At 35.1% G+C, this 23,003-nt stretch carries 22 protein-coding genes, 1 other RNA gene and 1 pseudogene; 14 read left to right on the top strand and 10 right to left on the bottom strand.

Annotated features, from left to right (window positions below):
• Positions 1-180: 180 nt before the first annotated feature.
• The 3 genes from OPR48_RS01885 (at position 181) to OPR48_RS01875 (ending at position 2,675) form a co-directional block, all read left to right on the top strand.
• Entirely contained in the window at positions 181-651 is a 471-nt protein-coding gene (locus OPR48_RS01885; RefSeq protein WP_265026338.1) for a hypothetical protein, read from the top strand.
• 278 nt (positions 652-929) lie between these two features.
• Positions 930-1,442, top strand: coding sequence for an ankyrin repeat domain-containing protein (locus OPR48_RS01880; protein WP_320109933.1), 513 nt, complete (start codon positions 930-932; stop codon positions 1,440-1,442).
• A gap of 3 nt (positions 1,443-1,445) precedes the next feature.
• Positions 1,446-2,675 (top strand): hypothetical protein, encoded by a 1,230-nt coding sequence (locus OPR48_RS01875; protein WP_265026337.1) that lies wholly within the window; start codon positions 1,446-1,448, stop codon positions 2,673-2,675.
• On the opposite strand, the gene OPR48_RS01870 is transcribed toward OPR48_RS01875, so the two are convergent.
• Positions 2,667-3,449: an Rpn family recombination-promoting nuclease/putative transposase gene (locus tag OPR48_RS01870; RefSeq protein ID WP_265026604.1), complete on the bottom strand. Its 783-nt coding sequence runs from the start codon at positions 3,447-3,449 to the stop codon at positions 2,667-2,669. The genes OPR48_RS01875 and OPR48_RS01870 overlap by 9 nt on opposite strands.
• Positions 3,450-3,515: 66 nt before the next feature.
• Between OPR48_RS01870 and OPR48_RS07470 the strand changes: the two are divergent.
• Positions 3,516-4,612: pseudogene (locus tag OPR48_RS07470) on the top strand (IS3 family transposase).
• Positions 4,613-4,653: 41 nt separating this feature from the next.
• Here OPR48_RS07470 and OPR48_RS01850 read toward each other — a convergent pair.
• From OPR48_RS01850 to OPR48_RS01840, 3 genes are all read right to left on the bottom strand, one after another.
• The gene (locus OPR48_RS01850) at positions 4,654-4,785 is read right to left on the bottom strand and encodes a hypothetical protein (RefSeq protein ID WP_265026334.1); all 132 of its coding nucleotides are present in this window, start codon (positions 4,783-4,785) and stop codon (positions 4,654-4,656) included.
• Between the two features lie 780 nt (positions 4,786-5,565).
• Positions 5,566-7,143: a penicillin-binding transpeptidase domain-containing protein gene (locus OPR48_RS01845; RefSeq protein WP_320109926.1), complete on the bottom strand. Its 1,578-nt coding sequence runs from the start codon at positions 7,141-7,143 to the stop codon at positions 5,566-5,568.
• Positions 7,098-7,937, bottom strand: coding sequence for a polysaccharide deacetylase family protein (locus tag OPR48_RS01840; RefSeq protein ID WP_320109925.1), 840 nt, complete (start codon positions 7,935-7,937; stop codon positions 7,098-7,100). The genes OPR48_RS01845 and OPR48_RS01840 overlap by 46 nt, the downstream gene beginning before the upstream one ends.
• Before the next feature lie 125 nt (positions 7,938-8,062).
• On the opposite strand from OPR48_RS01840, the gene OPR48_RS01835 reads away from it, so the two are divergent.
• The 6 genes from OPR48_RS01835 to OPR48_RS01810 all read left to right on the top strand — a co-directional run bounded on the left by OPR48_RS01835 (position 8,063) and on the right by OPR48_RS01810 (position 13,263).
• Positions 8,063-9,571, top strand: a complete 1,509-nt coding sequence (locus tag OPR48_RS01835; protein ID WP_265026331.1) for a YifB family Mg chelatase-like AAA ATPase — start codon at positions 8,063-8,065, stop codon at positions 9,569-9,571.
• Positions 9,572-9,655: 84 nt separating this feature from the next.
• Complete coding sequence (locus OPR48_RS01830; RefSeq protein WP_265026330.1) at positions 9,656-10,108, top strand: hypothetical protein; 453 nt, start codon at positions 9,656-9,658, stop codon at positions 10,106-10,108.
• Positions 10,109-10,347: 239 nt separating this feature from the next.
• Complete coding sequence (ftsZ, locus tag OPR48_RS01825; RefSeq protein WP_265026329.1) at positions 10,348-11,544, top strand: cell division protein FtsZ; 1,197 nt, start codon at positions 10,348-10,350, stop codon at positions 11,542-11,544.
• Positions 11,544-11,942, top strand: coding sequence for an EVE domain-containing protein (locus OPR48_RS01820; RefSeq protein WP_265026328.1), 399 nt, complete (start codon positions 11,544-11,546; stop codon positions 11,940-11,942). Before ftsZ ends, OPR48_RS01820 begins: the two co-directional genes overlap by 1 nt.
• Complete coding sequence (gene ybeY / locus OPR48_RS01815) at positions 11,936-12,388, top strand: rRNA maturation RNase YbeY (RefSeq protein ID WP_265026327.1); 453 nt, start codon at positions 11,936-11,938, stop codon at positions 12,386-12,388. Before OPR48_RS01820 ends, ybeY begins: the two co-directional genes overlap by 7 nt.
• Before the next feature lie 86 nt (positions 12,389-12,474).
• The gene (locus OPR48_RS01810; RefSeq protein ID WP_265026326.1) at positions 12,475-13,263 is read left to right on the top strand and encodes a succinate dehydrogenase iron-sulfur subunit; all 789 of its coding nucleotides are present in this window, start codon (positions 12,475-12,477) and stop codon (positions 13,261-13,263) included.
• Between the two features lie 3 nt (positions 13,264-13,266).
• Here the strand turns inward: OPR48_RS01810 and OPR48_RS01805 are convergent, their stop codons facing one another.
• From OPR48_RS01805 to OPR48_RS01790, 4 genes are read right to left on the bottom strand one after another with little or no spacing between them, the layout of a single operon-like run.
• Positions 13,267-14,403, bottom strand: a complete 1,137-nt coding sequence (locus OPR48_RS01805) for a hypothetical protein (protein WP_265026325.1) — start codon at positions 14,401-14,403, stop codon at positions 13,267-13,269.
• Positions 14,404-14,445: 42 nt separating this feature from the next.
• Positions 14,446-15,225: a GNAT family N-acetyltransferase gene (locus tag OPR48_RS01800; protein ID WP_265026324.1), complete on the bottom strand. Its 780-nt coding sequence runs from the start codon at positions 15,223-15,225 to the stop codon at positions 14,446-14,448.
• Positions 15,215-15,697, bottom strand: coding sequence for a phosphatidylglycerophosphatase A family protein (locus OPR48_RS01795; RefSeq protein WP_265026323.1), 483 nt, complete (start codon positions 15,695-15,697; stop codon positions 15,215-15,217). The genes OPR48_RS01800 and OPR48_RS01795 overlap by 11 nt, the downstream gene beginning before the upstream one ends.
• A 19-nt stretch (positions 15,698-15,716) precedes the next feature.
• Positions 15,717-16,700 carry an NAD(P)H-dependent glycerol-3-phosphate dehydrogenase gene (locus OPR48_RS01790; RefSeq protein ID WP_265026322.1) on the bottom strand — a complete coding sequence of 328 codons (984 nt, stop codon included), beginning with the start codon at positions 16,698-16,700 and terminating at the stop codon, positions 15,717-15,719.
• 325 nt (positions 16,701-17,025) lie between these two features.
• Here OPR48_RS01790 and OPR48_RS01785 point away from each other — a divergent pair, with 325 nt between their 5' ends.
• Positions 17,026-17,796 (top strand): response regulator transcription factor, encoded by a 771-nt coding sequence (locus OPR48_RS01785; RefSeq protein ID WP_096616586.1) that lies wholly within the window; start codon positions 17,026-17,028, stop codon positions 17,794-17,796.
• A gap of 51 nt (positions 17,797-17,847) precedes the next feature.
• On the opposite strand, the gene rnpB is transcribed toward OPR48_RS01785, so the two are convergent.
• Positions 17,848-18,195, bottom strand: an RNA gene (gene rnpB / locus OPR48_RS01780) — RNase P RNA component class A.
• Between the two features lie 158 nt (positions 18,196-18,353).
• On the bottom strand, positions 18,354-20,570 hold the full coding sequence (locus OPR48_RS01775) for a hypothetical protein (RefSeq protein WP_265026321.1): 2,217 nt from the start codon (positions 20,568-20,570) through the stop codon (positions 18,354-18,356).
• A 275-nt stretch (positions 20,571-20,845) separates the two neighbouring features.
• On the opposite strand from OPR48_RS01775, the gene nuoE reads away from it, so the two are divergent.
• The 3 genes from nuoE (at position 20,846) to OPR48_RS01760 (ending at position 22,998) form a co-directional block, all read left to right on the top strand.
• Positions 20,846-21,346, top strand: a complete 501-nt coding sequence (gene nuoE / locus OPR48_RS01770) for an NADH-quinone oxidoreductase subunit NuoE (protein ID WP_265026320.1) — start codon at positions 20,846-20,848, stop codon at positions 21,344-21,346.
• Positions 21,347-22,564 carry a tRNA guanosine(34) transglycosylase Tgt gene (tgt, locus tag OPR48_RS01765; RefSeq protein WP_265026319.1) on the top strand — a complete coding sequence of 406 codons (1,218 nt, stop codon included), beginning with the start codon at positions 21,347-21,349 and terminating at the stop codon, positions 22,562-22,564.
• A 143-nt stretch (positions 22,565-22,707) separates the two neighbouring features.
• Positions 22,708-22,998, top strand: coding sequence for a hypothetical protein (locus tag OPR48_RS01760; protein ID WP_265026318.1), 291 nt, complete (start codon positions 22,708-22,710; stop codon positions 22,996-22,998).
• Positions 22,999-23,003: the final 5 nt, after the last annotated feature.

Below are 23,003 nucleotides of genomic sequence, written 5' to 3'. Positions count from 1 at the left end.
AGGTCAGTTTATCACTTTTTCCTTAACTTAATAGCAGTGCGAACCCATTTTCCCGCTCTTGTTTCCAAAATCATTTGAGAATTAATTAGCTTGATTATCTAATTAATTTATATTATATCAATAGAGGAACCTTTAATCCTCAAAAAAGTTATTGTTATCAATTAAATTTCAGGAGGTCGTATGAATGAAAACATTGAAGCACTTTTAAAATTTTGTGGTGTAGCATCAGCAATGGGAGCGCTTGTAGGTTTGGGATTGAGTTTTACAGCTTTATCACCTTTAGTAATAGGAGGAATTATTGGCTCCATAGCTCCAGCGCTGCTTGCAATTTGTCTTATTTGTTGTAAAAAAGATCCTATTGAGGAGAAAGATCTTAAAATCTCTCCTATTTGTCTCGGTACTATAGCACTTGCAAGCGTTACAATCGGAGTTGGTCTTGCTGCAGCTGCAGCTGCTATTTTTCCAGGTGCAATGATTGGAGCTGGATCCACAGCTTTAACAGGTGCAGTGATAGGGGTCTCTGCATTTATTGCAGGAGCTTTTGTAACAAATTATGTTATTGACCCAATAGTTGAAAAAGTGAATAAGCATATTATATCACCTATAGTTGAAAAAGTTAGTGAATGCTTTTCTTCAAAAGAGAAAGGATAACTAGTTTAAGATAACTAAATAAGGTTTCTTTTCTGTTATCTTTCTAAGTTATATCTTCCAGGCATAACTTCATCTATTTTCTTTGTAATTGTTGAGTTTACCCTACTTTCCTGCCTTTTCTATTCCCCTTTAATCCAGAATTCGTGTTAGTAGCTGATATAACGATTCCAAAAAAAACTTGTTGCAATCAAAAATATTTGTGCTACAGGTAACAAGTTTACATGATTTAGTGACAACTTTGTTGTGTAAAGTAAAGGCTAGTATTATTTGGAGGGTTTATCAGAGAAATTGATCAGAAATTACTTGATGCTGCAGGTCAAGGTAATCTTAGTGAGGTCAAAAAATGCCTTAATAGGGGAGCTAATATTAATGCTGTAGATAATAATGGTATGACAGCATTACATTGGACTGCTAAAAAGGGTCAACGAGAAGTTGCAAAGCTTTTGATTGATAATGGAGCTGCTACTAATGCTGTAGATAATAATGGTAGAACAGCATTACGTTGGGCTGAAATAGAAATTAATCCGGGAGTTGGAGAACTTTTAGGAGGTGAGTCTCGTTTAGCAGTAGCAGCACAAATGACGGTAGGGGGAGTGATAGTAGGAGGACTAATTGCGGGAGTGTGTGCAATAGGAGTAGTGCCACTAGCTGTAACAGGGTTGGTAGTAGGAGGAGTGGTAGCTGCGGCAAATGCTCCAGCGCCAGTATATGACGGAGAGCGACGGAGAAGATTGGAAGCAGCGGCAGGAGGGGCACAACCCGGATCTCTTCACTACTACCAGAGAACGTAACATGTGAGAAGGGAGTACGGTTACGATGATAGTCCTGGGTGTTCAATACAATTTTGTCAAGAACAACAAAAAGCATATTTACATTTATCACAATTTGTATCACATAATTTCCAAAGTGCATTAATTAAATCAATAAAACAAGGTCTTTATTTGCCTTCTTTTGAAGCAAGGAATGTTAAAATTAATGGTAAGTGTACTGCAATTACACGTAGCTTATCTCAAGCTTTATCCTTACAGAATAACAAATCATTTTTAAGTAATTTAGAAACTTCGGCTGAAATTTATGAGCGTATAGTGCAGGGTAAACAAATATCTAAAAGGGAAGAAAGAGAAGTTTTTGCTTTTAGTAAATTGCTTAACAATTTTGAAAGGCAGTTAGATTCTGCTGCAAATAGTCTACCTTCAAACTTAATGCATAATAAGGTCTACAAAACATTCAGTGATTTATCAAGTGATATAGCTGAAATTAAAGGTAATTTTGCTATTCATTTAGTAACAAGCAATCATGTTGTTGCTATTTATAGAACTGGTAGTAATTATGCTTATTTTGATAGCAATGTAGCATTTGTTTCTGGGTTAAAAAGTGTTGATCAGCTTATGGAAGTTGCAGAAAAAGCAGTGGAATTTGCTGGCTATAAAGTAGAAGAAAAGGGCTTACTTGTTGAACACTTTGATGTTGCTAGAGCTAATAATCAACTACCTGATGAAGATAAGCAAGTTCTGACAAAAGAAATAAAAACAGAGCGTCAACTTCTAGCAGAGCAGGATAAGAAGCTTGGTCTTATTAAGATTAATGGTCAAGAATTATCTAGAATTCAGCTATATGACTTTGGAACTAAAATTGATGTAAAAGGTGGTGTATCGTTACTTATCAATGCTGATATGAATTTAAGTAGCAAAAAGTTTCAGGATCTAATAGATAAAAAAGAAATAAGTATGACAGCTAGGGAATATCTCGATAACTTGAAAAATGGCAAGAATGTAGAAGAAGTGGTACAAGCAACCAAAGTAATTCCTTTTATAGGTTCAAAACGTGAAGTTGAAAAAGCAGAGCAAACACGCAAGCCTTTATTAGAACAGTTGGTTAAAGGAACAATTAATTCTATACTTGCTGCTGTTTCCCTTGTTAATATTAGCCGGTCAGAGAGTCAGTTGCCAGGAAAAGCAGATGATAAACCTAGAACCTGTTTAAATGATCCAACAGCAGACAAGCAGCTACAAAGATCACTGTGATATTTCTTCCTTGAGTTGTGCAATTTCAGCTTGAGGAAGACCAGTAGATTCAGCTATCAAGTTGATAGATACGCCAGCTTTAAGTAGGTTTTTAGCCACTGCTATTTTAGCCTGTTTTTCGCCCTCTTCTCTGCCTTTTTCACGTCCGATTAGGATGCCTTCTTCTCTACCTTTTTCAGTAGCATCATCAAGCTTTTGAGCAAGGACAGCCTGTTCATCAAGAATACGTTTTATTTTCTGTTCATAGGCAATAAATTCTTTTTCTGACCAGTTAAATCTATTTAGCTCTTCATAGGCCTTTTTAATTATTACATCACTACCTATTATTTTTTCCAGCTCTTCTTCACTAGTCTCATCTGCATATCGAAAAAAATAAACCCATTTTTTAACTATATTTTCCAACTGATCTTCCTTATTCTTTGGAAATTTTGGCAACTCAATAAATATAAAATAGAAATCTTTTAGATCATGCTCATTAGTGTCTTCATCTCGAATAGTATGCTTTGATTTGTACTCAGATTTATTAGGAAACAGTACACAATCTGCTATAGCAATGAAGATAATTTCCTTAAGGTTATGATACTGGTCACCTTTATCAGCTTGCCTTGAGTAAGCTTTAGCAGCATAGTATTGAGCACGTTTTTCAAATCCTTTAGTTTTAGCAACTTGCATCTCGACGATCACTTGCACCCCATTTTCATCTCTACAGAGAACGTCAACAATACTTTGCTTTTTAGCAGCAATATCAGGGTCTTGAATAGTGACCTTACCCAGAAAAAGTAGAGAGAAAGTTAAGACGTTTTTGGAGTAAAATAAAACGTTTTTTCAAAGAGGTGTAATATGACAAATAGAAGAGAATATACAGCAGAATTTAAATTGGAAGCTGTTAAGCTGGTTAAAGAAACAGGTCAAACAAGTACAAAAATAGCAAAAGATCTAGGTATAGATGGCAGTATGTTAAGTAAATGGGTAAGAAAATATGATGGAAAAATGTCTGGAGCATACGCATTTCCAGGCAAAGGAAAACTAGCTCCTTATGACAAAGAAAGATTTGATCTAAAAAAAGAGTTAGCAAGAGTAAGAAGAGAAAGAGACATTTTAAAAAAAGCCCTGGGATATTTTGCCAAAGAAAAAGAGTAAAATATTCTTTTATAAAAGAGCATAGAAATTGCTATAAAATACAGGAACTATGCAGGGTTTTGTGCTGGTGGTTATTATAAATGGATTGCTAAAGAAAAAAGCAATAAAGAATTAGCAAGGGAAGGACTTCTAGCAGAGATTCAAAAAAAGCATCTAAATGCAGATATGGAGCCCCTAAAATCCATAAAAGCTTTAGGCAAAAATTATAACATCAAAACAGTGCAAAATGTTATGCAGGAAAATGACATTATAGCCAAACTTAGACGAAGATTTAAAACTAAAAAACAACCAAATAATATGGTTATTGCTCCTAATATATTAGATCAAAATTTTATCACTGAGCAACCAAATAAAGTATGGGATTACTTATATAAAAACCAAGGAAGGTTGTTGGCAGCAATAATTCTCACGCATGGTAGTTAATGAGTCATACAATGACAAAACAATTAATTGTGGATTCTTTGCTTATGGCTGTTAACAAACGCAAACCCCCTGAAAACCTACTGTTACATAGCGATCAAGGGTCACAGTATACCTCTCAAAATTACCAATTTCTATTGAATACAAAAAACATCATTTCCAGCATGAGCCATAAGGGCTGTTGTTACGATAATTCTGTTGCAGAAAGCTTCTTCAGTTCACTCAAAAGGGAGCTGCTTATTGATACTTCTCAACATTCTGCTCAACAAACTAGAACTGCCATATTTGAATACATAGAAATCTTTTACAACAAACAACGTAGACATTCTACTATTAACTATTACATTCCTGCACAATTTGATGCATCATTCTCATGACAAAATCGTCTTAACTTTCTCTCTACTTTTTCTGGGTAAGGTCACAGTGCCCACTTTCTTGTCATCCAAGTAGCTCCTTTCTCGTCATTCAAGTAGCTGACACTGGTTTCTATCCAAGACGGCAGTGCCCAGACATTGGAATCCAGAAAAATTGATTGTGCACTATACAACATTTTCGATCAAAAGCTGGATTCCAGACTGGAATGACAGCAGTCCTACGTCATGCCACCGCGAACCGTCATCCCGCCACGAATCGTCATACCGCGATTTATTTGCGGTATCTCTTAGCATAGATTCCGCTAACACGTAGCGGGATGACGATTGTCAGGGTGTCATCCAAGTAGCCTCTTTTTTGTCATCCCAGTGCCCAGACTGGAATGACACCCTACTTAACCGTCATACCGCGATTCATTCGCGGTATCTCAGCCGCTAACAAGAGATCCCGCTAACAAGCAGCGGGATGACGGTTGTCGTTTAGCCATAAATGTTTAAGAAATTTACCAAACAAAAAAAAAGGCAAAAGAAACCCTGGTCATTGTCTATTTTCAGTATTGGCGTTTTTTAAGTCTTAAATACTGCAATTTAGCTGCTTTTAAATGCAACTAACCTTAGCTAAAATGTTTAAGAAATTTACTAAGCAGAAAAAAAGGCAAAAGAAACCCCGTGGTAATTAGTGTTCACTCTCTAATCCTTCAAATTGGCGTACTATACTGTCTTAAACGACTTATAAGCGCGTTTCAGCTTATATAGGTAAAAACCTAGAAATGTTGTGAAGACATAAGGTGCACATAGTGCAAAAAATTAAAAATAAGACGCCAACTACGTTGTTTTCTTGCTGTTTAATCTGCACAGATGAAGATAACTGAATACCTTCAGTTTCATGATAAGGGGGCTGGCAAAGGGTGTCAAGTAAGTTTTTTCGTTTCTATTCCCAATAAAAGTTTGTTATATGGTTATGCAGGAAGTCTAATACTCATAGTTTCAAGCATATACTGAAATATCTCATTAGCTATAGCAACATCTTGGCGTGGGGCTTTGCCGTGTTCTATAAATACAGAGATTGCGTAGCGCGGGTTATGGTAAGGGCCATAAGCGATAAATAACTTATGACTTTCGCCCTTAGAGTTTATTTCTGGTGTACCGGTTTTGCCGGCAATTTGTATACCGCTTAGCCCTTTTTTATAGGTTCCAGTTTTAGAATTCACCACGTCAAACATAGCTTTTCGAACTATGCTAAGATGCTCACGATTCACATCAATATCGGAAAAATCTTGTATGGGTTTACTCATCTCAATGCGGGGAATTACCTCTTTTCCTGTTGCAAGCCTTGCCGAAAGAACTGCAAGCTGCAGTGGTGTTGTAAGTATATACCCTTGTCCTATAACTAGGTTGATAGTGTCACCTAAATACCACTGCGAATATAGCTTTCGTGCGCGCCAATCTCTATCGGGCAACAATCCTGGAGCTTCTTCTTTAAACGTTCCAATCATTGGCCCACTTCCAATACCAAATTTTCTGGCCATTTCTACTAGAGAGTCTACACTTATTTTTTTTCCTATGTTATAAAAGTAAGTGTTGCATGATAATGCCATTGCCTCATTTAAAGATACATATCCATGGACTTTGCTTTTCAGGCAACGAAATTTCCGCTCACCTATTTTCATATAGCCCTTACACGAGAATTTCTCTTCTGGTGTGATTATCCCGTCTTTTAAACCCGCAAGCGCAACTATTACTTTAAATATTGAACCAGGTGGAATTTTATACGACAATGCACGATTCACAAGTGGTAATGAAGGAGTATTCAAGCTTTCCCAAGTCTCATTTGATAATCTGCTAGCAAAAAGATTATTATCGTAAGAAGGTGAATTATATAATGCTAAAATTTCTCCATTATTTACATTAATTACCACTGCGGAGCCCTGGTGATCTTTAAATACCTCTGCGATTTTCTCTTGCAGATTAATATCAATTGTCAGTTGTACATCTTGTCCGTCTTGTTGTGGTATGCTTGATAATTCTTTTATGACGCGTTTTTTAGAATTTATTTCCTGCTCAGATTTTCCTGGCTTGCCTTTCAATATATGATCATATGTATATTCAATACCGCTGATTCCTACTTCGTTTATACCTTGCTGTCTTTTTGTATATCCAATTACATGAGAACATATTGAACCAAACGGGTAATAACGTTTATAAAGAGCAGTTACTTTTGTTTCTGACGATTTTGCTATTTTAGACTCGACTTCTGATAATGTTTGCAAATCAACTTCCTTACCAGAACCATCAAACAAAACAACATACGAAATTTTGTTTATCGCAAGTTCAATGCTATTCCTATCTAAAATTTTGCCTCGCTGAGGCATAATAGTGGTGATTCGTACCCTATTGTTATTAGACAGCGTTTCGTATTTTTGTCTGTTTCGTACTTGTAAATTATATAACCTATAGCTAAAAACAGCGGAAATGGTAAGCTGAATACCGCCTAATATGAATGCTCTGCGGTTAAAGACTTTGTTTTTTGTCCACATAACATTCCTTCAAAACGCACTTTTCCCCCCTCTTTTATTGTTACACTTCTGGCTTTTACCGTATTACAAACCCTTTTTTCCCACTCACTTAAGGTAACAAATTTGTAACCTGATTTTTTTAGTATTTTAATAATATGAGGTAAAGCTTCAATTGTGTTTGATCTGTTATTGTGATCATGAAACAGTATAACTGCTCCATTATGTACATTACTTAAAACTCTTTCAACTAAAGCTTCTGGTTTATCACCTTGCCAATCTAGCGAATCAACTGTCCATAATATTGAATACATATTTAATTGATCAGTATTTTCAATTAGATTATCGTCATGACATCCATATGGCGGACGAAACCATTTTACATCTTGTTTTATTACATTTTTAATTGCTGTATTTGTCTTTTCCAATTCTTGCAATTGTTCCTCACTTGAAAGTGATGTCAACTTCCTATGCGACCAAGAGTGATTGCCTAACTCATGACCTGATTCATGAATTTTCTTTACTATTTCAGACGTTTTTTCATTTATACGTTCACCAAGCACAAAAAATGTTGCTTTTGCTTCATAGCTTTCCAGAACATTAATAATATCGTTTACTCTATTGTTAGACGGTCCATCATCAAACGTAAGCACAACAAACTTATCGTCGTTATTCAACAATTTTTTTATATTACTTAAATTTCTATATGATAGATCCAGATTACAACTAAGCCCACAGTATGGTAAATTAAAATTACAATCACCACAGAAAACCGCGCTTGAGTATAGCAAAAGAAAAGTTATTATCCTTATAAACATTTTGTAATCAGCAAAGCGATAGGATACTATGCACTTTTTTGCTAAGTTAAGCCATCTTTAATTGCTGTAGCCTTTACTTCATCACTTCTTTAATATATTATATTAACAATTTTATATAATATATTATGATTGCAAATATAAATACCGTTGCGCTTCAGGGAATTAGCACAGTAAATGTCAATGCACAAATTCATATGGCAAATGGTATTCCAGCTTTTAATATTGTTGGATTACCGGATAAAACTGTTGCAGAATCCAAAGAGCGCATCAGAGCAGCGTTAAATTCAATCAATCTACTACTACCTCCAAAAAGAATTACAGTTAATCTCTCCCCTGCGGATTTGCTGAAAGAAGGCAGTCATTATAACTTGGCTATTGCTATTGGACTACTTGTTGTAATGAATGTGATACCAGTTGAAAAAGTTCAGTCTTATATCATTATGGGTGAGCTTGCCCTTGATGGCAGAGTTATTCCAGTTTCAGGTGTGCTGCCAACAGTAATCAATGCAAAACAGACAAATAAAGGAGTAATTTGCCCAAGGGGAAATGGAGTAGAGGCTTTATGGGTAAAGAATGTTTCAATTCTAGCTATAGAGAAATTAACTGATATTATCAGACACTTTAAGGGTAAACAATTAATTCAGCTAGTAATTTTTAATTATAGTGATGCACCCAAAGAAAAAAGATTGATTCCCGATATGAAGGATATCAAAGGCCAAGTTGTTGCAAAAAGAGCAGCTGAAATTGCAGCAGCAGGTGGACACAATATGCTTCTTGTTGGCCCTCCTGGTACTGGAAAGTCAATGCTTGCTAAGCGCTTTATAGGATTGCTGCCTGATTTGACCGAACAGGAGATGATTGATGTTAATATTATTTCCAGCATAACAAAAACTGGTAATGAAATATTCAAAGTAGCGCGTCCCTTTCGTGAGCCTCATCATTCATGCTCTATGCCAGCAATGATAGGGGGAGGAAAGAATGCAAAACCCGGAGAAATTACCATGGCTCATAATGGCGTGTTATTCCTTGATGAGTTGCCAGAATTTCCAAGACTTGTGCTTGATTCTCTGCGCCAACCACTTGAAGATAGAAAAGTTACCGTTGCAAGGGCAAATGCTCACATTACTTATCCAGCCAATTTTCAACTGATAGCTGCAATGAACCCTTGCAGGTGCGGTTATTTAGGTGATGCAAGCAGATCGTGCAACAAAGCTCCAAAGTGTGGCACAGATTACAAAAACAAAATATCAGGACCATTGCTTGATAGAATAGACATATGCATTGAAATGCCAAACGTTAGCATACTCTCTCCTGAAATCTCTGTGGAGGGAGAAAGTACTAAGATCATGAGAGAAAGAGTGATAGCAGCGAGAAAAATTCAAACTGAGCGTTATAGTAAATTGAATGTTCGTTGTAACGCAGAAGTAAGCGGTGAAGCATTTAATAAATTTACTGAACCAGATCAGGCAGGGTTAGAATTGCTAAAATACGTACTGAAAGAAAATTACATTTCCAATCGAGGCTACACACGCGTATTAAAAGTTGCAAGAACCATTGCAGATCTTGCAAAAACTGAAAAAGTAAAAAGAGCACACATTGCTGAAGCGTTGAATTACAGAATAAGGGTATATTAAAAAATTAGTTTACTTGACAGACAATTTGTTTCATTATATACTGCTCTTAATGAAATTTTAACATTCTATTTAAGGAGTAGAGTTATGGCATTAACAGAATATAATTACGAACAAGAACATAGTGTTTTTCACGCTATTTCAGAGGGATATAAACAACCTGATAAGGAACACTGGGGAGTTACAGGTGCTGCTGGTGGGCTTGGTCAGTATATTAAGGATAATAAGTTAAGAACAGCATTATTTTCGCTTGCAGTTGCAAGTGTTGTCTTTACAGCAATGCATATGAAAGCAGGCTTTGTTAGTGCAGCAGAAGCTTCTGGGTTTCTTGCTAAGACTGCCAGCTACTTTGTTGGGACAAATCAAGCAATAGCTGCTTCATTACCTGGATTTATCGGAACATGTGTTGCTGATCAGATAGTTGCAGGTGCCATAATGGCAATTGCTGCAGTTGCTGTTCTTTATGGAACATATCAAGTTGCCTCAAAATTAAAAGATGTTGTGGTTGAAGCATGGAAAGGAGAAGGAAAAACTGCATAATAACTTCAACAAAACAAAAAGGGATAGGTTTCTGTCCCTTTTTATAAACACTTTCTATTTTTTTGAAGTAATATCATCCAAAAATCTAGTAATTATAAAATAGCACTTATTAGTATAAATATTAAGAATAAGTAAATCCCGTTTACTGTTTACGCCTATAGAAGTGAAAAGTATTTGCATATTATTAAAAAAGCGGTAACTTATTATCAAGTGAATTCGCTAATATTTGAGTAATTTAAATGTCAATTGACCTTAGTTTACCAGAGTTACCTATATTACACCCAAGGATTACCGTTGTGGGAGTGGGTGGTGCTGGTGGAAATGCTGTGAATAACATGATCCAATCCAATTTGCAAGGAGTGAATTTTGTTGTCGCAAATACCGATGCTCAAGCACTAGAAAAGTCTTTGTGTGATAAAAAAATTCAACTGGGTATTAACTTAACCAAGGGTCTTGGTGCTGGTGCTTTGCCTGATGTTGGCAAAGGTGCAGCAGAAGAATCAATTGATGAGATTATGGAGCATATAAAAGATAGTCATATGCTTTTCATCACAGCAGGAATGGGCGGTGGTACTGGAACCGGTGCAGCACCGGTAATTGCAAAAGCAGCCAGAGAAGCAAGAGCCGCAGTTAAGGATAGAGCGCCAAAAGAAAAAAAGATATTGACTGTTGGAGTTGTAACTAAACCGTTCGGTTTTGAAGGTGTGCGCCGTATGCGCACTGCAGAGTTTGGACTTGAAGAATTGCAACAATACGTGGATACACTTATTGTCATTCCAAATCAGAATTTATTTAGAATTGCAAATGAAAAAACTACATTTTCTGATGCATTTAAACTTGCTGATAATGTTCTGCACATTGGCATCAGAGGAGTAACTGACTTGATGGTCATGCCAGGGCTTATTAATCTTGACTTCGCTGATATAGAAACAATAATGAGCGAGATGGGCAAAGCGATGATCGGCACCGGAGAGGCAGAAGGAGAAGATAGAGCAATTAGTGCTGCGGAAGCTGCAATATCCAATCCATTACTTGATAATGTATCAATGAAAGGTGCGCAAGGAATATTAATTAACATTACTGGTGGCGGAGATATGACTCTGTTTGAAGTTGATGCTGCAGCCAATAGAGTGCGTGAAGAAGTAGATGAAAATGCAAATATAATATTTGGTGCTACTTTTGATCAAGCGATGGAGGGAAGAGTTAGAGTTTCTGTTCTTGCAACTGGCATTGATGGTCGCAATAATAAATCAGAAACTTCACCTATAAGTCAGAGCGAAGACTCAGAGAAAGAGAAATTTAAGTGGCCCTATAGTCACAGTGAAAGTACGCAAGACAAAACACTGGAAACAAAACTAACTGAACAGGTAAGCGAAGGAGCTAAGTGGGGCAGCAATATCTATGATATACCAGCTTACTTAAGAAGAAAAAAATAATGCAACTTTGGCTACTCAAGTCAGAGCCAAGTGAATATTCATGGCAAAAAATGGAAAAGGAGCAGGTAGTTGAGTGGGATGGTGTGCACAATTATCAAGCTCAAAATTACATGAAAATTATGAAAGTAAGCGATCTTGCGTTTTTTTATCATACAGGTAAAGAGAAAGCAATACTTGGAATCGTTGAAGTATTTAAAGAGTATTATCATGTTAATGATCCCAAGTTCGGATTAGTGAATGTAAAGTTTTTGAACCCTTTAAATAACCAAGTAACGTTAAATAATATAAAACAAAACCCACTTTTGAAAAATATGGCTATATTAAAACAACCACGTTTATCAGTTTCTCCAGTTTCGGAAATTGAATGGAATGAAATAATAAGAATGAGTGAATGTTAGAAGTAAATATTCTTGACAAGAAATGGTGCAGCATCATAGAAAATCCTAAAGATTTTGTATTAGGTGTCATCAATACTTCTCTAAAAGAATTAAAAATAGACCACTATAAACCAAATATATCAATAGCTCTGGCTGATGATGACTTGCTACATCAACTTAATTTAAAATTTAGAGAAATGGATAAACCAACTAACGTACTATCATTTCCGTATGAACAATTGTCTAATGAGTGCGATTTAGGAGACATAGCAATTTCAATAGACACAATAAAAAGAGAATCGCATGAGTATTGTATACCCACTCTTGCTCACATTACACACATGTTAGTGCATGGATTACTGCATTTACTTGGTTATGATCACCAAAAAAAAGATGAAGAAATTATAATGAAAAATCTAGAAAGAGAGATTTTAGCTTCGCTTGACTACAATATGTGCACGATTTAAAAGGAATTTAATAAAAATATAGTAGATGATAATAAAATATGTTATCTACAAAGGGTTTTAGCTATAAACAATAAAAGGTAAGTGATATGGTTCAGTTTTCTTTGCCAAAGAATTCTAAAATTAATCAAAAGGGCAAAATTTATCCTATTCCTGCTAGAGCAAAAAACATCAGAAGATTTCAAATTTACCGTTGGTCTGCTGATGACGAGAAAAACCCTAGAATAGACATATTTTTTATTGATATGGATAGTTGTGGCCCTATGGTACTTGACGCATTAATAAAAATAAAGGATGAAATAGATTCGACTTTAACTTTCAGACGTTCTTGTAGAGAAGGCATATGTGGATCTTGTGCCATGAATATTGACGGAACCAATACTCTTGCATGTACTAGATCTATACACGATATAAAAGGTGACGTAAAAATATATCCATTACCTCACATGTATGTGATAAAGGACCTAGTCTCAGACTTGAGCCAATTTTATGAGCAATACAAATCAATTAAACCTTGGTTACAAGCAGATAAGCCTGCCCTACCAAATAAAGAATACTCTCAATCTTCTGAAGATAGAAAAAAATTAGATGGCTTGTCCGACTGTATATTATGTGCTTGCTGTTCGACTGGTTGCCCAAGCTACTGGTGGAATAGTGATAAATTTTTAGGACCAGCAATACTATTACAAGCCTACAGATGGATTGCTGACAGCCGTGATAATAAGACAGGTGAAAGACTTGATGTTTTAAACGACCCATTCAAGTTGTATCGTTGTCATACAATAATGAATTGCACAAAAACTTGTCCTAAAGGACTTAATCCAGCAAGAGCAATAGCGAAAGTAAAACAGCTCATGGTAGAGAGAGAAGGAGTTTAAGTATTATCTTTTGCATTCTTCGTAAGAGAACAGCAAACCTTCCGAAGTGTAGGGTATTGTTAATACCCTGAACGCTTTTCCATTCGTGAAATGCATCGTATCATCATACGATTCAAATAATTTTTTGAATAACTCATGTCTTTGGTTACTAATAGTTTGAAAATCCTCTTTTTCTAAAAGCTTTTTAGATTCGAAGAGGTAAAGCATAACTTCATGATAAGTTGGGTAAGATGCCAAAAATTTTGGGTCAAATTGAAAGGTTTTTATGAAAGCATTATTATAAAATTTTAGCTTTTGATTCTTACTATATATTACTATAGCAACCGACAACCTCTCAAGCAAATTTTTCTGTGTAGCTAAATAACTGTTTAATTCAGTATATAATTTCTCTGCATCACTAACATCTTTCCCATACATTACTATGCTACCAGAACCTTGTATTGGAATTTTAACAAAATCGAAAACCTTAGGTTCGTTCTTGTAAGTTACGACATGCCTTCCTGGTTTTGTGCTATGAGCGCTACTGGTAATAGCAAATTTCTTAGAACCATCTACATACTTATCATAAAACAAATTATAAAATTCCACCTTTCTATTCTTGTTATATTTTAGTATTGGAAATGGTAAAGAGTTGAAAACATTTTTATAGCTCTCCACTTCTTGTGTAAGCTTACTATTTTCTAACTCAAGTCCGTTAGCTTTTATCTTATAGTCTGAGACATTCCTTATCCATAACAGCACACCTATCACATTGGTAGAATCATCTATTATGCTTCTGCCGTAACATATGCAATAAACCTCACTGTCCTTTGACTTTAAATCTAGAGTAAAAGATTTATTTATTTCCTTTGCCTCAACAAAATTTTTAATTAAGCTTTCTGATTGCTCAAAAAAATTCACAAACTCATTAAACGAGTAAAAAACAGTATTAAGCAAAATTAGTAAGTTGGGAGAGAACTTTTCTATACGCTTTTTTGCATCCCAAATATAAAACCCATCATTCACAGTATCAATTAAATTATTTATGATAACATTTTGATGCTGTAAGTTCTTAATCTTATTACTAATTTTTAATTTAGAATAAGAGAGAAAGAATAATATTAGAATCAATATTAAAACCACTTCATACAAAAAAAACATAGCACTTTTAAAACAAATGTAAAAATTTGTAACCGCTCAGAATTATGCTGAAGAGGTATATAAGTAAAGATTGCCTAACATTTGAAAGCCCAATCTCTTATAAAGGTTCACAGAAGATTTCATACAATGTGCTACTATATATTTGCATTCAAGCTGCTTAGCTATCTTTATTCTTTCTAAAACCATTTGGGTACCTATTCCACGATTCCTGTAAATTGGTAAAACTCCATCACTATAAAAACCAGCTACGCTGTCTTGAACATAAAGACCGCATGTCCCAATAATTTCACTATTTAGTGTTACAAGAAAAAATCTTAATCTTGAGTTTTTATCATCATAATTTGATAATCCGCGAAAAAATGTGCTGACAATTCCAACGCCATGATAAAAAATTTTAGAAGTGTGTAAATCTAACTGTTCTAAGAGGTCGCTACCATTTACAGCATTTAACCTCAAGTTTGGAATAACATCAGCAGGTAAAAAGTAATTTTTCATATTAAGTAAAGCTTTTTTTGGTGTGCTAACGTGTTTTATTTCACACTTTTCTAAAATATCTCTTACTTTCATATGTGAATTTATTACCCATGTTGCTTCTATATCTCTTGTTCTGAGATAATCTAGAGTTTTTTGTATAGAAAGCTCGGTACATTGATCTCCACAGAACACAAAATTAAATAATGACTCCCTGGTACCATTTATTGTAAATGTAACGTTATCAAATTCATCGTGTACTTCCCACTCAGATAAATTCGCTGTGTACAGTATATAATCCTTTAGATTTTGAACAATTAAGCTTGAATAATAAATTTTTTTATCCTGCATACATCAACAATAAACAATAAAAGGCTCCTATAAGAACACAGGCTAAAATTGCAGCTATAATGTCATCTAGCATAACACCTAAAGGACCTTTGGTATTTTTATCGATCAAATTTATAGGCCACGTTTTTATTATATCAAAAAACCTAAAAGAAAAAAAGCACAACAACAATGAAGAGCAATTCATCTCTTGGCTTAACAATATCGAAACTAAAAGTATTGTCAGCAATTGACCAACTACTTCGTCAATTACTACCTCTTTTGGATCACATGAAGTCTCGTAGTGTTTTATATAATTGCCTATAGACCATAGTCCAATCAAAAATAAAAAAAAAATAATTGCTGCACCTAAAATTCTGTCACTCAGTATTACAGGAACAATTGGATAAGAAGCTAAGCTGCCTACGGTACCTGGCATTTTTTTTACTGTGCCAGACAGCCACCATGTTGATATCAATTTATATAAAAATTTCACAATACACCAAAGTACAAAACTAATTTACAAGAACAGAAATAGTATCCTCTATAGAGGCGCTTTCATACAATAATCTATAGACCGCTTCACATATAGGCATTTTTATCTTTAGCTTTCCTGCTAAATTAAATATGGGCTCAGCAGTGCTAAAACCTTCAATCACTGACTTGTCTTCTGACAAAATCTGCTGAACATTAAAGCCATTGTCACTATTACCTATTTTAAACCCAAAAGATAGGTTTCTTGAATTCAAGGATGTGCATGTCATAATTAGATCACCCAGACATGCCGGCCCAAGTAGTGTATTTATATCCACATTACCGTTACCAACTTTTGCTGAGTATAAAGCCTTAATTTCGCTCATATTTTTCGTAATCAATGCTGCATGAGCATTAAACCCAAGTTTACTACCTAGAACAATCCCACACGCTATAGCAAAAACGTTCTTTAACGCTGCACAAACCTGTATCCCTATAACATCACTACTAAGGCGTAATTTAACATTTTCTTGCTGTAGTTCTGATATTAGCTTTGAACCCAATATGTTATTTCGGCACGCAAGAACCATTGAATAGGGCAATTTTTTTGCAACTTCTATAGCAAAACTAGGGCCTGAAAAAATAGCAATAGGATTGTTAGGTAAAACTTCATTTACTATTTCACTAGGTAATTTTAATGTAGACTTTTCTATTCCCTTACAAGCTAAAATTATTGCTACATCTTTTTTCAGATTACAATTATGCAATTGCTGACATACCTCCCTCAGAGACTGAGTGGGAACAGCGAGGATTGTTACTGAAGCATTAATTGTGTCTTCAATAGCCAGTTTTACTGACACATTATCAGAAATTCGACAACCGGGTAGCTTGTCACTTTCTCTTTTCCCGTTGATTGATTCAAATGTAGTTTCATTGCGAGTCCACAAAATCACATCTTTCTTACTACCTAATGAAATTGCGATTGCTGTACCCCATGCACCAGCACCTAAAATTGATATTGCCACACAATATTCCTGAAAGTATTACTTATACTTTAAAATAGTAGGATAAGTAAATTAAAAATATAACACAGGCATATAGAATAGTTAAATATTTATTAACCGAAGTATTCTTTTAATAATAGTAACTTTAATTCAATATTTACTAAAAATACTATTACTATCATGGTATGTCTATTATATTTTAGATCTATTTATATAACTTTGGAACAATATATTTACTATTAATTAATAAGTGTAATTTTAATCATTTGTTAATAAAAATTTGATTTATTACTTTCCTTAGTTATATATATTACTAAAATTATAAATTATTTATGGGGTGTAAAATATGCGTATATTATTAATTGAAGATGATCAAGTAAGTGCAAAGACTGTGGTTAACGCCTTAACTTCTGATGGACACTTCTGTGATGTTGTTACTTCTGCACAAGATTATAACAATAACATGGTTTCCTCAAACGGAGATTACTATGACCTAGTTATTTTAGATATACACTTGCCTGGTGATATTGACGGATATGATATATTGTTAAGACTAAGAAGTGCAAAAATCAAAGTTCCTGTCTTAATACTTTCATGTATATCCGCTGTCAATCACAAAGCTAAAGGACTCGGGTATGGTGCCGATGATTACTTAACCAAGCCATTTCATAAAAGCGAGTTATTAGCTCGAATTAAGGCCATAGTGCGTCGTACTAAAGGCCATCCTGAATCGGTGATAAAGATTGGTAATATAAATATCAATTTTGATCACAGGATTGTTGAGGTGAAAGGTAAAACGGTTCACCTTACTAATAAAGAGTATTCTATGATAGAATTGCTAGCACTGCGTAAAGGAACAGTACTAACAAAAGAAATGTTCTTAAATCATCTTTACAATGGCTTGGATGAACCTTCAGATAACAAGATAGTTGATGTTTTTATGTGCAAATTACGTAAGAAACTTGAAAGTGCAAATGATGGAAAAAGCCACATAGAAACCGTTTGGGGCAGAGGGTATGTTCTGAAAGAGTATATTGATGATGAAGAATATTCTAATGTTAATGTAGGCGAAAGTAGTGATGGCTATCAAGCAGAACAAGTGAAGGACAACGCATGAAATGCCTACACATTTAAATATAGCATGGCTTATATCGCACGTATCATGTGACGCCTAGGTGAAATATAAGCCAAGTTCTGTTTATGTAGCTATTTATCTGGAGTAAATGTTACCATTTACCTCATGCGATTTACCCGAGTAGATATGAGGAAAACATAAAATCTACTTCTATTTAATCTTGCTCCTAGTGTTGGTTACTCGACTACCAATGTTACCATTGCCATGGTGTGCTCTTACCACACCTTTTCACCCTTACCTAAGAATATTTTAGGCGGTAATTTTCTGTAGCCCTATAACTGGAGTTACCTCCGGCGGGCATTACCCGTCACTATTTTTCCTTGGAGCCCGGACTTTCCTCTGCTATGTTTATCACATAACAGCAGCTACTTATTTCACCCAGGAATTATACTTTAACATGAAAATCACAAAAGCAAAAGACAATTTCCTAACAGTTTACATATTAAAAACATTCAGACAAATAGCTAAAGGTGATATTCCGGCACATCATCGCTATCCCAAGATAAGCTTCTTTCACTCTTAGACTCCGCTTCAGTCAGTCAAGAGCTTGCTGAAGACGATGAGCTACTTCTTGATCGACTACTATTTTCTACTGATATACTGTCTAGCACTGTTTCAGATCGATCCATAGTTCGCATTCTGTCACCAGTGGTAAAAATTTCTTCATCGCTACTTGAAGATGATCGCCTTCTATAACCCAAATCAGTTAGTTCTAACACAGGAGCAGCATTACGACCCTTAACATATCTATATGCTATAAATCCTATAATTCCAACAATACCTATTGCTCCAACCAAAGATCCCCCTATCATTCCTGCCCTATTAGACCCTATAGCAAGTTGAGTAGGCTGTGGTGAAGAAGTAGTTTGAGAAAATAAAGTTGTAGTGAACATAGGAGTTGTCAACTCCCTTGTTCTAGTACTCGGCATAGTAGACACTGTTTGTGTAGTTCTCTCTGAGTTTGTTGTTGGCGCATTAGTTGGCATTGTAGTAATCACAGTCACTTGTGAGGTGGCAATAGTTTCAGCTACTGTTGTTGGCTCTGATGACGTAGATGCCGTGCTTATTTTAGTTGTTAACTCTGTTAAAGGCTTACTCATCGTAGTACTGCTTGCTGTAGAAGTCGACGCAACAGTCGCTGCTGTAGGTTTTACAGTACTTGTCCCAGTTTCCGAAGTTACTATCGGCGCACTAGTTGACGTTGTAGCAACCATGGTCGTTTGTGAAGTAGTAGTTGTTTTTGCTACTGTTGTTGGCTTCACTGTTACTGTACTTGTTTGAGTCGTTGACTCCGCTGAAGGTTTATTCATTGTAGAAGTAGGTGCAACGGCTTCTGTTGTTGGCTCCACTGTTACTGTACTTGTTTGAGTTGTTGACTCTGTTGAAGGTTTACTTATTGTAGAAGTAGGTGCAACGGTAGTTGATGCTTCTGTTGTTAATTTGGTAGTCTTTACAGTGTCGGTTTCTGTTGTGCTAGTAATTGCAGCAGTCGGCGTTTTCTTAGAAGTCACAACCGTCTCTGTAACAGTTATAGGAGCCACGGTACTACTAGAAATGATATCAGGTGTTAATCGACCGTTAATGATATTAACAAAATCGCTGAGAGTTTTGATGCTACTTGCCGGTATTATTGTTACCTTAGAAGGTTTTTCAAATCTTTGATGATTGAAAATTGCGATGTTTTCTCCACTTACTGCAGTTACAATAAAACTGTCTTGACCATTGTCTTTAACGTACAATTGCTCTATAGAATCTGCAAATTCGCAAACAGTAAAGTTCGATTTTGATCCATTCTTAACAAGACTTATTAAATGTAACGTTTGTTTATCAGACAACCGGTCTTCTGCAAGAAAGGCAACTAGATCATTGCCTTTGATTCGCTTCACATACTGTAGAAAATTTATTTCACCTGCATTAGAAGTAATAGATGACACTGTATCTATTTGACATTTTTTCTTACCAAGCAAACATTCGTCGATTCCCTTTCTATTCTTCAGATCCTCAACCACTTTAGCCATATCGAACTTAAAAATATTTGTTCTTACTTCTTGATTCCCAACAATGTTTTTCCTCACTTGCGAATAAAGCATCGTGTTTCCATCTAATGCCAGTTGCCCTGGGTTACCAAATTCCAATAATTTTCTTTCTGTGATACGGTTTTTTCCAGCTAATGCTTTAAATTTTCCACTTCCATCTGATTTTAAATACCAAGAAACTAAAGTTTGATCCTTTAAGTTATGAGCGATTACAATTACATCACCATTACCAACTTTCACTGCTTTTGGTTGAAAGTAACTATTGCCTTCATTTGCAGGATTATCATTATTAATATTCTTTTGTAATTTCCTTTTATCTAAATGTTCAACTGAAGGTACGTTGATTGATTGCTTGATTCCGTAAGTGTTAAAAGACAAACCTTTAACGTATTTTTCTCCTTCTTCGCCAATTCCCTCTTCAGGAAAGATAACTCCAACTTTATCTATTTCAGCTGAATCTTCTATTAATGTGAGAGATAATTGATCTTTGAATTCATTTGCTACACTGATACCAGTATCCCATTCGTATGTTTTTGATTGATATGATGGACTAATAAGTAATTTTACTTTACTGCTCCCATTACCATTATCTTGATAGCTGAGTCCATAAGCGATTCCATCTCCTTCAATTAACCCTACGTTTGCTGGGTTAAAACCTATCGCTTCTTTAACTTCCGGTGTATTTGAGTTGATCCCGAGTAATCTTCTTAATATAGACATAATTTTATTTAAAATATTAATAAAATGCTATTATGATTACCCCTGTGTGTTAATGTCAATGAAAATTTTAACTAAAATTAAAAAATTAACGTCTTTATAATCCGCAGAGCGAAATATGAAAAATGAGTAGCAGTAAAGAATTCGCAAACTGGGTGGATAAGCAATACCACTCTATAGATAGCATGATACTGTAGAACGCTATCTCTTAAAAAACCAACAATTGCAATTATTAGCCCTTCAGATATAATCTGTTGAAATTCACATGAGTCTCACGAATGACAGAAAAAGAAAAGCAGTTTAGTTTTACATCAGAAAACCTTAAGAAAGCGGAAAAGTTTATAGAGATGTATCCCAAAGGTAGAGAAGGTAGTGCTGTTATGCCTTTACTATATCTGGTTCAAGAGCAATGTGGATGGGTTCCTGAATCTGCTATGCGTTATGTTGCTGATATGCTCCATATGCCACATATTCGTGTATATGAAGTGGCAAATTTCTACACCATGTATAATTTAAAACCAGTAGGTAAATATCTAATACAAATTTGTAGAACAACCCCTTGCTGGTTATGCAGTAGCGAAAAAGTTTTAAATACCTTTAAAGAGAAACTTGGAATCAATATCGGTGAGACTACTAAAGATAATTTGTTCACTTTAAAAGAGGTTGAATGTCTTGGTGCATGCGTTAATGCTCCTGTTATGCAGATCAATAATGACTTCTATGAAAATCTTACTCCTGAGAAAGTAGAAAACATCATAACAGAACTTTCAGGCAAATAGATGAAAGAAGAGTTTGCATTTAAGATAATCAAGCAATCAGGTTCTGCAAGAGTTGGAACAATTAAAACTCCAAATGGAAGCGTAGAAACCCCCGCTTTTATATTCTGTGCAACAAAAGCTGCAATTAAAGCTGCAGATATTGAAAGAATTAGTGAAGCAGGTACTCAGATAATACTTTCCAACACCTATCACCTAATGCTTCAACCAGGAGAGAATACTGTTGCAAAACTTGGTGGTTTGCACAAGATGATGGGATGGAATGGGCCAATGCTAACTGACTCAGGTGGATATCAGATATTTAGCTTAGGCCACGGATCAGTTTCGGAAGAGATAAAAGGAATAAGAAAAAAACAAAAAACTTTGATCAAAATTAATGAGGATGGGGCAATTTTCCGTTCTTACATTAATGGTAAAACTTATTGCTTAACTCCTGAAAAATCTATACAAATTCAACAGAAATTAGGTGCAGATTTAATCCTAGTTTTAGATGAATGCACTCCATTCCACGTCAGCAAAGAATACACAGCAAAATCAATGCTCATGAGTCACAGATGGGCTGAACGTTCTTTAAATGAATTTGAAAAAAACAATAATGGCAAGCAGGCACTGTATGGAATTAGTCAAGGCGGAGTGTATCAAGATTTACGTAGAGAAAGTTGTGATTTTATCAACGATTTGCCATTTTTTGGTCAAGCAATAGGTGGATCACTTGGTCAAAGTAAAGAGCAGATGTACGATGTAGTTTCTTTCACTATGGACCACCTAAAAAAAGACAGGCCTACTCATTTGCTTGGTATTGGTGGAATTGTGGACATCTTTCATGGAGTAAGTCTTGGAATTGACACGTTTGATTGTGTGCATCCAACTCGTTTGGCAAGGCATGGTGGTGCGCTTATTAAAGTAAAAAATAGAGATTCTATTTCTTCAAAGTGCAAAGAGCATATTAATTTGCGGAATCAACAATTTGAGCTGGACAATAACCCAATTGAAAGTGACTGTTTATGTTTTACCTGCAGAAAACATTCAAGAGCTTATATACACCATTTACTGAAAGCTAAAGAGCTCCTGGCTTACACGCTCGTTACCATTCATAACGTTTTCTTCATGAATAAGTTAATGGAATCAATAAGACAGGCAATATTAGATGATAGGCTAGATCAAGAGAAAAATAATTGGATTAGTGAAATACCATTGCACTTTGATTTGGCCTCTCTTTAAGTCTTTTCTTTATGCTGTTGATTTTTACTTCTTGTTATATTTACTTTATTTATCACACTATTAATTAGAAAGGTTATAATAAATAATTAATCTATTAATGTTAGTCTCTACCCATATGATTTGTAAGGATTAGAGGTGAAGATATGGCTAAAGGAAATAATACCCTATTAATATTTGATTTTGATAACACTATCACTAATGGACACATGCATGCTGTTTTCTCTGGTAGACACTCCGGAATTGAAAAAAGTGATTATAATTCTGCTGCGAAAAATGCAGTGACTGATCACAATATAAAAGATTTTCTAAAAAATACAGGTGGAATGAAAAATGAAGAGAGGTTGAAATCTACATTACAATCTGCACTTTCAGGTGGAATAGAAGTTAATATTGCATCATATACAAAATATCCGGATGCTGTAAAAGGGTTGTAGAAAAT

The sequence above is a fragment of the Wolbachia endosymbiont (group A) of Bibio marci genome, assembly GCF_947251645.1.
Classification (GTDB): Bacteria; Pseudomonadota; Alphaproteobacteria; order Rickettsiales; family Anaplasmataceae; genus Wolbachia.
This window is presented reverse-complemented; position numbering and strand designations above follow the sequence as displayed.